Here is a 13,838-nt window from a genome sequence, read left to right as displayed (position 1 = left end):
TGCAAAAAATATTGCTATAATGGGTATTGATTGATACATACATAGTAGTAAGAGAGGCGAGAAGATGGATAAAGCTAAACTATTTTTAATGGCAGCAGCTCCAGTGGCTCTAATTGTGCCAATGGAAGTACAAGCGGCTGAAGCAAGTATTGTTAAAATTACTGGAAATAATATTGAAGGGGCTGAAATAACAGCCGATACTTCTTTGGTTCCAAAAGATAAAGAAATTGATTCCTATCAATGGTTTTCAGTTGAGGGAGAAAATCAAACTCAAATAGGTGTGGGTCATAAGATATCGATACCAGCAGGTGCTGCTGATAAAGCCATTATTGTGAAAGTGACAACTAAAGATGGAACTGAGTATTTAAGTGACAAAATGATTGTCCATACTACCTTGCAAGTAGCTGGAAATACCTATGTAAACGGTAAAATCTATCCGGAAATTAATAATCTCAATCCTAAACCTGTAATGAAGAGCTACCAGTGGTATTTCTTTGACAATGGTAAGAAAACACTAATTAAAGGTGCAACAAATATAGAGCTTACCGTTCCAGTTGAAGCGGCGGGGAAACAGTTAGTTGTAGAGGCAAAATCAGAGGATGGAAAAAACTTTACAAGTACACCAATCTCAATCGATGCGCTACAGTTGAAGTTAGATCCTGATCCCTCTATTACGCCATTACAAATTAATGGGTATTCACCAGAAAAATTTGTATTGCCTGGAGATACATTATCCGTTGTGACGCCGACTGTTAAAGATGATACGAGAGATTTAAAAGCAGAGCAGGTTTCGTATGCTTACCAATGGATGTATAAAATGGGTGATTCCTATTCCTTTATTTCTGGAGCAACAGGTGCTACCTATAAGATTCCTACAGACGCATTAGAAAATCAAATTAATAAAATTGTAGTCCGTGTGATAGTAACTGTTGGCACAACGGAAGCAGGTCCTAGTTACTCCGAGGTGGTAGAAGTAGCAAATAATCCAGCTGAAGGATTAGTGAAATCTATCGATGAGTTATTAGAAGGGAATTCAAATAAGGCTATTGTCTATAAATCTTTAGGCTTTACGCAATTTGGTAATGAGCTAACAAGCCTAACAAGTAAATATACAGCATTAACAGCAGCAGCTAAGACAAATGTGACCAACTATGATATTTTAAAGCGTGCTATAGAGGATTATAAAGTAGTGAAGTCTTTAAAAAATCAAATACTCGAGGCACAAAAATTAGTGGATGGTACGACTAAAATCCAAAAGTTCAAAGCGTTAGATTCAGAATATGAAAAGTTAGATTTATTGCAAAGAAGTATTGATATGAGCATGTATACTGACATTCAGAGTGGCTTAGGAAATGCATCACAGAATACAGATATTGCAGAGGTAATAGAGATTAATAAATTAATTTTAGGGCTTTTAGATTCACTGGCAAATGGATCATCCTATGAATTAGTAAAATATAAAAATTCACTTTCTGATTTACAGAAAAACATTAAGGCGATAGAGGATCGTATTGCCAAGCTTTCCAGTGAATATAAATCGACTGTTCAAAATCTGGATATTTTAAATACAGCAAAGGCCGATATTAAAAAAGTGCAGGCCTTTTTAGATAAAGCTAATAAAATAGATGTCAATACTACTGCCAAAAAACAGGTCGCTGCAGCAAAAAACATCCACACAGCCTACGAAAAGCTTAATGTGAAACAGCAAAGCCTAGTTCCTAGTACCCTTTTCGATGTGGGTAGTAATCTTGCCAAAGCAGAGACGGCTGAGGAACAAGATGTTACCAATGTTCAAAGTGTGATAGATAAATATATTACATTAGGGCCAACTACTGAGTATAAAGGAATCAATACGATAGAGGACACCAAGGAAATCAATAAAGCTCTTACAATGTATAAAACGCTGACGAAGGAAAATGCCAAAAAGATAACAGGCTATACAGAGCTTTTACAATTGCAGAAGGATATAAAAGCTGCAGACAAGGTGACGGCACAAATTGAAAAATATAAGCAACTGCTGAATACAGAAGGTATCAGTTATTCCAAACTAAATTCAACGTATAACAGTACATTGAGTGCACTCAATAAATTAACGACGCTGCAAAAATCCTTAGTGAAAAATAGTAATACATTTCTCTCACCTTCAACATCTGAGCAGCCACCAGGTGATAAACCATTGCCTGAGGCTGAGGTAAAGGCAAAGGAATTGGGAACTGCCTTTGTGGCTAAAATCAATCTTGTTATTGCGGTACCAAACAGTAATTTTGCAAGCTATGCCCAAGATATAGAAAAATTAGTGAATGAGTATAAAAGCGGACTTACATCAGCTGCGCGTAAATATGTGACAAATTATAATGAATTAAAAGCGGCGGAAAAAGATGTGAAAGCGGTGCAGTCATTTATAAAGAAAGCTGAAACGGCAGCAATGGAGGCTGATTTAAAAAAGCGTTATGCAAAAATTCAAGGTGTCCAAAAGGCTTATTTAAGCTTATCTGCTAATCAGCAAAAGCTTGCTGGTGCAGATGAAACCTATAAAAATTTAATTGCTTCTTTAACAAATAATGACATATATACAGATTTGACCGAATTAGATCAAGCGATTGCTAAGCTTTCTGACGGTAATGCAAGTATAGAGGATATTAAACAACTAGAAGGTAAGTATAAAAATCTTTCAGCAGCGGAGCAAAAGAAAGTTATCAATTATTCAATCTTAAAACAAGCAATGGCTGATGTAAAAAAGGTGGAGGCTTTCATTACTCAATATAATAGAATGCAAGAAAACCCTGCAAAAAATAGTCCAAATGTAATAAAAGCCTTTAATGCACTAACAGCACAGCAAGCAAATCTTGTTCCAAGTCAAATGCGAGATACAATTATTCAACAAGAAAAACAACAGCGTGAATCAAATGATGTAGCATTGGGGTTAGTAAGTAAAATTGACAAAATAGTGAGCTCTGGCATATATATAGCCAATCTAAAGATTGAAGTTGGTAATTTGCGCAGTGAATATGAAGGACTTTCAACAGTTCAAAAAAGCTTAGTAAAAAATTATTCAAAGCTGACAAAAGCGGAAAATGATTTAGCAAAGGTTGCTGAGGTTCGTACATTAGAGGAGGCAATTTTAAACGCTGATGACAAACAGGCTGCAAGAAAGGCTTGGCAAAATGCCTTTAATAAACTTTCTAATCAATTAGAGAAATTATATATAGAAGAGTATCCTACAAGAATCGAATAATCATATCTATAAAACCGTTATTTTGAAAAAGAAACATCAAAATAACGGTTTTTATTTCGGTTTACTATTATTTTCTTGGATTCGTTACGCTAAAAATGTTAAAAGAAACTCCTTTTAATTTTTTAAAGTATGTGAATAAATAGCACCCTAAAATGACCATTAATCCTCCGACACCTTGTAGCCATGTCAATTGTTCGCCTAAAAACAAAAACGCAAGGATGGCAGTAAAAATTGGATTGAAATTCAAGTAAATGCCAGATGCTGTGCCGCCTAATTTTTGTATGCCAATATTCCAAAGAACAAGGCAAACAACAGTAGAGATAACACCTGTATATAAAATCGATAAAATAAAAGAATAATTGATATTATAAATATGAAAATGAAAGATATTCATGGGTAGAAGAATAAGAAGTCCAAATAAACCTGAATATAAGGTACACATTAGGGGAGAAGTCGTTTTCATCGCCCATAAGCTACATACGGAGTATATCCCCCAAACACCTACAGCTAGTACCATCTGTAAATCCCCCATATTATAATCCGTAGAAAATAGTAAATTAATCTTTCCTTTGGACAGAACAATCAGGACACCTAAAAGTGAAATCATCATAGATAAAACTTGTCGTATATTGATTCTTTCTTTTAAAAAGAAATATGAAAAAATAGCAATAGAAATAGTATTTAGTGCTGAAATTAACCCAACATTGGTTGAGGTAGTTTGTTCTAATGCTGAAAATTGGAGAAGGTTAAATAGCGCAACACCTGAGATGCCCATTAAAATTAATGGTAAAACTGCATGTGAGGAAGGGATTATTTTTTTGTCCTTCCACCAAACCATAGGCAGTAGAACAGCAATAGCAATGATCCACCTTAAGCTCGTTAATGTCAGCGGTGAAGCATGATCTACAAGAGATTTGCCAACTACAAAATTTCCTCCCCAAAGCAAGCTTGTTAAGAGTAACAATAACACATAAAACTTTGACATATCATTTAGCTCCTTTTATTTTTCATGCTTAAGCTGAAAAATAGAAGCCATTGTGCACAATGACATTTCCTATATGAATTTGTTAATTATTATATGGTTTTTGTTGATTTTAAGGAATACTATTTTGTATAATTCGAAAAAAACGAAATAAAAGAAAATGAAATATGTATTTAGGGAAATAAAATTAATTTGAAAGCTATTATTAAGCTTGTTTTTAGAATAAACATAAAAGGAGAATGTAAGTGGAATCATTTGTCAGCAAAATTTTAGATGCCATCGATATACAAACTTTAGATATTTTACAAAAGGAATCTCAAATAAGTAATGCCGAACTTGCAAGACGTGTTAATTTGTCCCCACCAGCAACACATACAAGAATAAAACGCTTAGAGAGTGAAGGGTTTATTAATAGACAGGTAGCAATTTTAAATCCAGAAAAGCTTGGATTTGATTTACTGTGCTATGTTTTTATCAGCACAAATATCCATCAAGCTGAACAATTAGATATTTTGGAAAATACTTTAGAGGAAATGCCAGAAATATTAGAATGTCATTGTTTAACAGGGGAATACGACTATCTGCTAAAGGTAGTAATAAGAGACAGGAGGGAGCTGGATAGCTTTATAAGAAAGTTAAATAAGCTTGGTATATCAAGAATTCAAACTAATTTATCATTAAGAGAAATCAAACATTCTACAGTTTTGCCTATAACTAACGTTGAGTTTGGAAAATAGCTACAGAGTAATCCTCTTTTTAATAAAGTAGTTTACTGAAAAAGTAACGGCAGATTTATGTATAAGCTTATCTACCGTTACTTTTTCTATCAGTAAGAGTCTATCTTTTTCAACAAAAGTTTCAATACGTATTGAGTGTACCAATTTTGTCTTAGCATACAAATTGGCATATTAAGCAGAATGAGCACATAATCTATTATTTTTTAGGAATTTTTAGAAAATATTGTTGTACAAATGTAAAAAGATAGTATAATGAAGATGTAGTTACAATGTTGGTTAAAAATACCTTATTAAGGATATTATTAACATATAAATAGGTGTAACTATAAAAAAACATATGAAATGAGGAGATTTTATGATTAACATGATTCAATTTTTGGAGCAAAATCCGTCAGTAGTATCTTTGTTAAAAGAAAAAAAGGCTTCTCTTATTGGCATTACAGAACTTGAACAAAAGGCAATCTTAGATTCGTTTGATGAAGAGCTGTGTATAGAAAATCGTTTGTGGAACTAAGGTCAACTAAATTTAGATGGTTTTGGCTTACTATAGGTATATATGTAATAATAGGGATTTATTTATTATTTACATCTTATAGTAAGCCCTTTATAAATATTGAAATAGAAGAAAAAGGCGAAAATTGGATAGTAACAAATCCATACTACAAGGATTGGGCTAACAAGTATGAAATAGTGCCTGGAGATATTATATTAAAAGTAGATGGGAAAGATATAAAAAATATTTCCAATGTAAAGTATGAATTCGTAATACGTACAGCAAATAAATTAACTTTAGAGAAACCTAATGGTGAAATAGTACATGTAAAGATAAAACCATTCGATATTCCTCAACAATTTTATTATGTATTTGTTGTACCTACTATTTATTACTTCCTATCATTAATACTTTCCTTATATTTGTACCTTAAACAGAAAAATACACCATTATTAAATCTATTAATCTTATTTATACTAACAGTTTCATTAGCATATGTAAGTATAGGTGCGTCTGGAATATTAAACAATGTGGGGATTATTGTAAATCGTAGTAGTATGTTGCTATGTCCTGTGCTTTTAATTCATTTTTTAAGGCTTTACTTTGATTTTTTAAATATAAAATGGCTGTTTATCAATAATATAAAGATTCTATATGTACTCCCTCTATCGGTAGTATTTTTAAGCATTTTTGGTATTACAAATAGTTCTACTCATGTCGCGCTTTCAAATATAATCTTAGGGATATTTTTCTTACTACTTATCATAATTCTTGGGATTATGATTTCAGGGAATTTTAAATATAAAATACCACAATTAAAAATATTATTGAGCAGTATTATTATTCCTTTTATGCCCTTTCTGTTTCTATACGCGTTACCAGAAGTTATCTTTCATAAACAAATTCTTTCGGCAGATATTTGTTCTCTTTTTTTAGTATTGATACCTTATAGTTTTATTTGTACACAGCTCACTGAACGTTTATTTGATATGGAATACTTCATTACACGGTTACGTCATTATTTTAATTTCTCTTTTGCCTTTACGATTTGGCTAATGATTGGTCTTTATTGGATTACTGATTTATCGATTTCAAGAATGACAGAAATCTTCTTTTTTACTTTTTTGTCATTAATCGGCCTTTTTTATATAAAAGAGAAGATTGATTATCGCAAGCGGAAAATCCTGTTTTCTACAAAGGGAGATTATATCCATCGTTTGTATACAACTGTTGATAGTATAGGTAGAGTGGTAAAAATTGAAGATTTACTAGAAAGATTTGTTCAGGAAGTCTCCCTGCATCTTGAAATCCATCATGTTTATGTCCTCACCTATGATTTTCACACACATGCCGTTACTTCAACGAGCAAATTAAAAGAATATACACAAAATCAAGTGGATGAAGTATTCATTGAGCAGCTACGGTTAGGGGATATTAAGAAAACGGCTCATTTTTACGTTGCCTTTATTCATCAAGATACGAATTATAAAAGAATTCTAGTTGTGGATCATAATCAATCTATTTATCTAAAAGAAGAGGAATTATTATGGCTAGAGCTAGTGCTTCTGTATTTAAATAATTTTATTGAAAATACGAAAATGGTTGAGGGTCTATTAGAACAGCTAAAGCATATGAAAGCAGCGGATAAAAGCCAATTGCCATGGCTCAATAAATTACTTTGGCTACGGTTTGAAGAAGAAAAATATCAATTGGCACAAGAGTTACACGATACAAACCTACAAGAACAGCTACATATCGCTAGAGAAATGGATGTGCTTGTCCGTACGAAGAATACGGATGATCTTCAAACAAAGCTTTCGAAGATTCATGAACATATGCTAGCTTCTTTAAATGATTTAAGAGGCTATTGTGAAAATTTAAAGCCTCCTTTATTAGATACTTTGGGCCTAAATGCTGCCCTTGAGAAGCTTATTCAAAAAATTCATAAACGTGCTGAATTTGTTTTAGTTTATACCATTGATCGCCTTTACTTAGAAGATGAGCGTTTAAACTTAATGATTTATCGTCTTTTCCAAGAGCTATTGAATAATGCTTTGAAGCATTCATATGCTGATACGGTTGAAATTAACCTATTTGAAACAGAAGATGGATTTGAGATTAATTATTCTGATAATGGTGTTGGCTGTAAGATGGATGATATTATTCTTGCTGATTCCATGGGGATTAGGGGAATGCAAGAACGGGTACAAGCTTTTAATGGTCAGTTCTCAATCAATACGAATTTAGGGGAAGGAATGTCCATTCGAATTATAGTGAATGAAGGAAATACTTCCACTACTTATGACTACGATATCTGTAATAAAAGGCATGTTCATAGTACCATAGGATAATCTATGAATAGTAAGCAAAACATGAATCATTTTCATACCTTCTAATCTTTTCTAATGTGCAAAATCAAGCACAAGTAAAGATTAGAAGGTTTTTGCTTTGAAATTATGAAATTTTATGCTTAGTTAGTAGAAGAGAGGGGATGTTAGTCTTGGAAAAAGATGAAATGGTACAAAACTTTATCGCACAACAAAATGATTTAAAGGAGCATATTTCTCTTCAAAATAATTTTTTAGAGAATCAAATTAGCCTTGTAGCCGGCTTAGATATTGCCTATTGGCATAAAAATAAAAAAGAGTATGGAGCCTGCTGTATACAAGTTTTTGATTTTAGATCAAAAAATTTGATAGAGCAAGTTTCGTATATAAATGAAATTACTGTTCCTTATATTTCTGGGTTCTTAGCTTTTCGAGAATTGCCTCTTATTTTAGAAGCTGTGAAAAAGCTGAAAACTCAACCAAGCCTATATATGTTTGATGGGAATGGTTATCTACATAAGCGCCATATGGGAATTGCCACACATGCTTCCTTCTACTTAAAGAAACCAACAATAGGAGTAGCAAAAACTTACTACAAAATTGAAAATATTGATTTCACGATGCCTGAAAATATTGCTGGAGCATTTACTGATATTGTCATTGATGGAGAGGTATTTGGGCGTACGCTTAGAAGTAGAAAGAATGTGAAGCCAATATTTGTATCATGTGGAAACTGGATTGATTTAGACACAGCCACAAATATAACAATGCACTTTATTGACAAAGATAGCCGTCTACCAATCCCTGTTAGATATGCAGATTTAGCTACTCATCAGGCAAGGAAATTGCATCAAGATGATGTGTGAACATGTCGATATATGTGTATAAATCTTTTTTAGAGTGAGGGGATTTGAAATTGAATACTCAAGCGAAGAATTTATGGAAATGTATCATTGAAAAAAAGGGTAGGGATGCATTGAATCTTCAGCCTGGCGCGACAGCTGAAGAATTTCAGCTAATTGAAAATACCTTAGGTGTGACTCTTCCAGAGGAGATGAAAAGTTTTTATAGCATTTCTAATGGACAAGCTTGGGATATAGGGGTAGAGCCTTTTGTTAGAAATCTAACACTTTCTCCTCTTGCGGAAATTATGGATAATTGGTTATTCCTACAGGAGGAATTTGACCCAGATGATCAGCTTCCAGATATAGAGTATGGTGTAGAGGTCCAACCATTGCTTTGGCATAAAAAATGGATTCCTATTGCTGAAAATGGTGGAGGCGATTATCTTTGTCTTGATACTGATCCCACCAAACAAGGAGTGGTGGGACAGGTGTTGTATTTTTGGCATGATTGGGGAAAGCGAACAATTGATGCAAAGAGTCTTTTTGCATTTATAGAAAACTGTTTAAATGAGGAAAATGATTCGAATTTTGAATAGGGAGGTAAACACTATGATTAAGTTGACAATGGAAAAATTAAAGATTCAGTTAGACCAAATATTTTCGCCTTTTTTAAATCCTCCAGCCTCAGAGGAAGAGATACAGAGGGTTGAAAATGAGATGGCTATAAAATTTCCTGACGATGTAAGAGAACTCTATCTAATACATAATGGAGAGAGGGAAGACGGACCAGGTTTGTTTTTCGGGTTACCATTTTTACCATTAAATGATGTTTTGCAGGAATGGCATGTATGGAAGCAGTTAGAAGACGAGTTTGCAATGGAAGGGAGTTCCTATTCAGTCCCAACTGGATACATAAAAGAAAGATATATTAATCGTTTTTGGATACCTATTAGTAAGGATTTTGGTGGCAATAATATTGGCATTGATGTCGATCCAGATCATCAAGGGCGAATAGGCCAGGTCATTAATTTTGGTCGTGATGAAGAAGTAAAGTATGTAATAGCTACTCAATTATCAGATTTTCTAGAATTTATTGCTGAAACCATTTTTCAGGGAAATTATCAAATTGAACAAGAAGAAGACTATCTGTACTGGAATTATAAAAACAGCACCCATTTCTTAGATGCGCTTAAAAGCCTTGAATTGCCTGTTCTGCACCCTGAATCTCAAACTTTCAAAGAGGAAACTGCCAAATGGATGCAAGATTTAGATTCTGGATGGAAAGAGATAATACAAGAAGAGTATTCTAATCCAGAGAATTTTATCAAAAGAAAGCAGCTTTACTTAATTGGGAAAAAACTCACGCATATTAAACCATTACAATTTTGTACAGAAGTAAAAGAATTAATTTTAACCAGCAATGAATTGACTGATATAACCCCTTTAAAGAACATGCTTTCTTTAAAAAAACTTTATTTAGTTAAGAATCCGCTAATTGATTTAACGCCATTACAGAACCTTGAGCATTTGCAAGAATTAAATATTAATGATACACAGGTTTTCGATATAACCCCGTTAGTTAGTATCTCACAATTAAAAAATCTAGAAATGGATCAAACAGATGTTAAAGATTTTTCAATCCTTCAACAATGTCAGGCACTAGAATCCTTATCCATTTCAATCGTAAATAAAGAACAGTTAAGACAAATCACTCAAATTAGCACTTTAAAACAATTAGATATCCATCAATTGAAAAATATTGAAGAGGTGGATTTATTGCAGTTAGGTCACCTTGAAAATTTGCAAGTAATAACATTTGAAAATTGCTATTTGAAAAATCTAGATTGTTTATCATCCAGTCGTCAGCTGCGAGAAATTATTTTAAAAAATACCATACTTGAGGATGGAACTGCAATTGGTGCACTAAAAAATCTCAAATGCTTAAAATTAGATGGGACAACAATTGAGAATCTTAAGGTGATTGCAAAGTCTTCCTCGCTTCAAATATTTACTGGATCATTTGAACAATTTAATTACTTAAAAGACCTATTTCATCAGGCGATTGACTTTTCTACTATTGTTGGTGGAATGACAGCTGAGGAGCAGAAAGTTTGGCATCAGTATTTAAACACTCATAAGGTCTAAGTATAGAAAAAATCATAAAAATATTATTTTTTATTTAGAAATAGGAGAAAATACACTTTTTAGAAATATCTCATAAAACGAAGGAAATTCCAAAATTATGACCGATATAATTGAATAGATGGATAGAGGAGGTAAAAAAATTGAATAAAAAATTATTTTTCACAGTAGCCGCTATTCCAGCAGCTCTTATTGTACCAACAGTGGCAGGTGCAGAGGAAGCAACAGTGACAGTGTTAGGACAAAATATGGTAAATGGCGTGTTAAAGGCTTCTATTGAGAATTTACCAGCTAATTCAATCGTGAAGGGCTACCAATGGTATTATATTGAAAGTGACAATACAAATAAACCAATCTCTGGTGCAACTGCTGCATCCTTTACAGTACCAGTAGAGGCAGCCGGAAAAACAATATTTGTAGAAGCCATTACAACGAACGATAGTAAATATAAAAGTGCGCCACTAACAATCAATACACTTCAACTGGCAATTGCAAAGCCGTCATTTGCAGTTTCTTCTAAATATGTTGTTCCTGGGGAAGCGTTAAAGGCCACAGCCGAAGTGACGGATGCTGCAGGAGCCAAATTACAAAGTAGTCAAATTACATATAGCTATCAATGGTTTTATAAAGTTGGTGAGTCCTTCACGATCATTGACGGGGCTACTAGCGGCACATATACAATTCCAAAAGATGCTTTAGATAAAGGCATGCAAGAGATTATGGTTAAGGTAAAAGCAAAAGTTGGTTCAGCAATTGTAGAATCAGATTTTTCTGATGTCATCACAGTATCGAATGAACCGACAAATTCAATGATTAATGAAATTAAAACATTGCTTAAAAACGACCATCAATACAATGTTTCAAGCCTAGAAGCATTTAAGGGTGAAGTAACAGCGATGGATGCTAAGTATCAGGCATTGACAGCTCCTGCGAAGGCAAATGTGACAAATTATGATATTTTAAAAAGAGCTGTTGCTGATGTGGAATTAATTAGTAAACTTGCTGAAAAAGTAGATAAGATAAAAGAAGTTAGTGAGAAGGATTTACAGAAGTATTTGAAAGATATTGAGGGCTCATACGATAAGCTGGATTTATTACAGCGAAGCTTGGATGTGAATGATAGTTTATATACTAGCATTAAAAACCTTCTAAAAGATCCATCCGATATTGAGCAAATTAATGAGGTAAGAAGATTAAATCAAGCTATTGTAGGCTTATTAAAATACGAAAATGCTCTTGTTAAGTATGTTCCTGCAAGTAAAGAAGCTTTACAAACGGCTGTAGAGTCAATTGAAAAGGATAAAGCCAAACTAGCGCAAAATTACCGCTCAACAGTGCAAAATCAAGCTATTTTAAATGATGCAAAGGCGGATATAAAAAAGGTTGAGCAATTTATCAAATCATTTGAGAAATTATCACCAAATAATACGCCTAACAAACAGGTTACTGTAGCCAAATCCATTCGATCCGCCTATGAAAAGCTGACATTTAAACAATTACAATTAGTGCCATCCAATTATGTGACAGCGTTACTTCAAGCTGAAGACGCAGAAGATAATCAAATCCAAAAGCTGAATATAGACATAGCAGGTTATCTAGGTGGCGCTATCGATAGCTATCCGATAGACCCGTCCGTTTACTCTTGGCAGAGTCATGTTAATAATGTAAATCGCATTATAAATGAGTATAAGAGCTTAACGAAAAATTCTGCAGCTAAAATTATTGGGTATGAGGATATCCTGACGCTCCAGAAGGACTTTAAGGCAGCTGAAAAAGTGATAAAGGACATGGATGCTTATAAAAAGCTAAGTCAAACAACTGGTGTAGCGGAAAGTAAACTAAATTCAAACTATACTAGTATATTGAAAGCTTATAATAAATTAACGAGTCTACAACAATCACTTGTATATAATGCTGACGATTTTTTATTGAATACACCTAAGGTTACAGTTGACACAAATGGCAAGGAACCTACTGATAAGGCTGCTGCCGAAGCATTAAAGGGAGATATTGCGAAGCTTGCTGATGTTTCAAAATATTCATTTACACAATTCGAAACAGCTGTCAATGCAGCAACAGCAACCTATAAAAATCTATCTTCTCCTGCACGAAAATTTGTGACAAACTATTATTTATTAACAGCTGCTAGTAAGGATTTGTCTGGTGTGAAATCCTTCCATAAAAAGGTACAAACGGCTAGAGAGGAAACGGATGCTACAAAGCAGGCTAAAAAAATTCAAACAGTTGAGACAGCATATGCAAAGCTGCCTGCAAATCAGCAGCATTTAGCAAAGCAACAATATGATGATTTACTGAATAATCGTTTAGTAGATGGCAGCGCACCTGATATCTCCAAGCTAAATAGTGAGATTGCAACAATTGTTACGAATGATATGTATATCGTTTCCATCGATAAAATTAATCAGCTTTCAGCCCAATATAATAAGCTAAGTTCTAGTGATAAAAAGCGTATTACGAATGCCTCGATTTTAACCACTGCAGTTTCTGATGTGAAGAAAATAGATTCCTTCATGAAGCAGTATGAAAAATCATTTAATAGCAACCCGACAACCGTTATAAAAGCCTATGCGAAACTTACTGCTAAACAAATGAGTTTAGTTAGCCCTGCGATAAGACAAGCTATTCTTGATAAAGAAAAAGGGCAACAGCAATCGAATGATACAGCTTTAAATTTAATTGAAACGATAAATGGATTGCTTGAAAATGGTGAGTATATAGCTAATTTGGAGACGAAAGTAAAAGAAATCCGTACTCAATATGATGCCCTTAGTGCCTCTGAGAAAAAAGTTGTAAAAAATTATTCGAAGCTAACGCAGGCAGAGAATGACTTGAAAAAGGTAGCAGAGATTCATGCACTTTATGTTCCTGCTGGTGAAGGAAAAGAAGAAGCACGTAAAGCTTGGCAAACAGCCTATGGGAAGCTCTCGAAGAAACTAGAAATTCTGTATAAGAATTTGTATAGCAATGATGTTTAAGATACTTTAATTCAATATTGTGTTAAACAAACCTCGAATATGCTTATTATTCGGGGTTTTTTGTAGAGGAAAAGCATAATC

Annotated in this window: 9 protein-coding genes; 8 read left to right on the top strand and 1 reads right to left on the bottom strand. The window is 33.5% G+C overall.

The window, feature by feature from the left end; genetic code table 11:
• Positions 1-64: 64 nt before the first annotated feature.
• Positions 65-3,235 carry a hypothetical protein gene (locus QNH24_RS16590; RefSeq protein WP_283868655.1) on the top strand — a complete coding sequence of 1,057 codons (3,171 nt, stop codon included), beginning with the start codon at positions 65-67 and terminating at the stop codon, positions 3,233-3,235.
• Between the two features lie 67 nt (positions 3,236-3,302).
• Here QNH24_RS16590 and QNH24_RS16585 read toward each other — a convergent pair whose 3' ends face one another.
• Positions 3,303-4,220: a DMT family transporter gene (locus QNH24_RS16585; RefSeq protein WP_283868654.1), complete on the bottom strand. Its 918-nt coding sequence runs from the start codon at positions 4,218-4,220 to the stop codon at positions 3,303-3,305.
• 242 nt (positions 4,221-4,462) lie between these two features.
• Between QNH24_RS16585 and QNH24_RS16580 the strand changes: the two genes are divergently transcribed.
• From QNH24_RS16580 to QNH24_RS16550, 7 genes are all read left to right on the top strand, one after another.
• Positions 4,463-4,954: an Lrp/AsnC family transcriptional regulator gene (locus QNH24_RS16580; RefSeq protein ID WP_283868653.1), complete on the top strand. Its 492-nt coding sequence runs from the start codon at positions 4,463-4,465 to the stop codon at positions 4,952-4,954.
• Positions 4,955-5,309: 355 nt separating this feature from the next.
• On the top strand, positions 5,310-5,468 hold the full coding sequence (gene comX, locus QNH24_RS16575) for a competence pheromone ComX (protein ID WP_283868652.1): 159 nt from the start codon (positions 5,310-5,312) through the stop codon (positions 5,466-5,468).
• Complete coding sequence (locus QNH24_RS16570; RefSeq protein WP_283868651.1) at positions 5,459-7,798, top strand: ATP-binding protein; 2,340 nt, start codon at positions 5,459-5,461, stop codon at positions 7,796-7,798. The genes comX and QNH24_RS16570 overlap by 10 nt, the downstream gene beginning before the upstream one ends.
• 140 nt (positions 7,799-7,938) lie before the next feature.
• Entirely contained in the window at positions 7,939-8,640 is a 702-nt protein-coding gene (locus QNH24_RS16565; RefSeq protein ID WP_283868650.1) for an endonuclease V, read from the top strand.
• Between the two features lie 50 nt (positions 8,641-8,690).
• Positions 8,691-9,215 (top strand): SMI1/KNR4 family protein, encoded by a 525-nt coding sequence (locus QNH24_RS16560; RefSeq protein ID WP_283868649.1) that lies wholly within the window; start codon positions 8,691-8,693, stop codon positions 9,213-9,215.
• A 13-nt stretch (positions 9,216-9,228) separates the two neighbouring features.
• Positions 9,229-10,764, top strand: coding sequence for an SMI1/KNR4 family protein (locus QNH24_RS16555; RefSeq protein WP_283868648.1), 1,536 nt, complete (start codon positions 9,229-9,231; stop codon positions 10,762-10,764).
• Positions 10,765-10,904: 140 nt separating this feature from the next.
• A complete protein-coding gene (locus tag QNH24_RS16550; RefSeq protein ID WP_283868647.1) occupies positions 10,905-13,757 on the top strand; it encodes a hypothetical protein in 2,853 nt (950 codons plus the stop codon).
• The last annotated feature ends 81 nt before the right edge of the window (positions 13,758-13,838 follow it).

It is taken from the genome of Lysinibacillus pakistanensis (assembly GCF_030123245.1).
GTDB classification, from domain to species: Bacteria; Bacillota; Bacilli; order Bacillales_A; family Planococcaceae; genus Lysinibacillus; species Lysinibacillus pakistanensis.
This window is presented reverse-complemented; position numbering and strand designations above follow the sequence as displayed.

What these genes read in the sequence shown, in the direction of transcription:
- QNH24_RS16565 (WP_283868650.1), top strand. Translation starts at nt 7,939, where the DNA reads ATGTTAGTCTTGGAAAAAGATGAAATGGTACAAAACTTTATCGCACAA.
- QNH24_RS16555 (WP_283868648.1), top strand. Translation starts at nt 9,229, where the DNA reads ATGATTAAGTTGACAATGGAAAAATTAAAGATTCAGTTAGACCAAATA.
- QNH24_RS16590 (WP_283868655.1), top strand. Translation starts at nt 65, where the DNA reads ATGGATAAAGCTAAACTATTTTTAATGGCAGCAGCTCCAGTGGCTCTA.
- QNH24_RS16585 (WP_283868654.1), bottom strand. Translation starts at nt 4,220, where the DNA reads ATGTCAAAGTTTTATGTGTTATTGTTACTCTTAACAAGCTTGCTTTGG.
- comX (WP_283868652.1), top strand. Translation starts at nt 5,310, where the DNA reads ATGATTAACATGATTCAATTTTTGGAGCAAAATCCGTCAGTAGTATCT.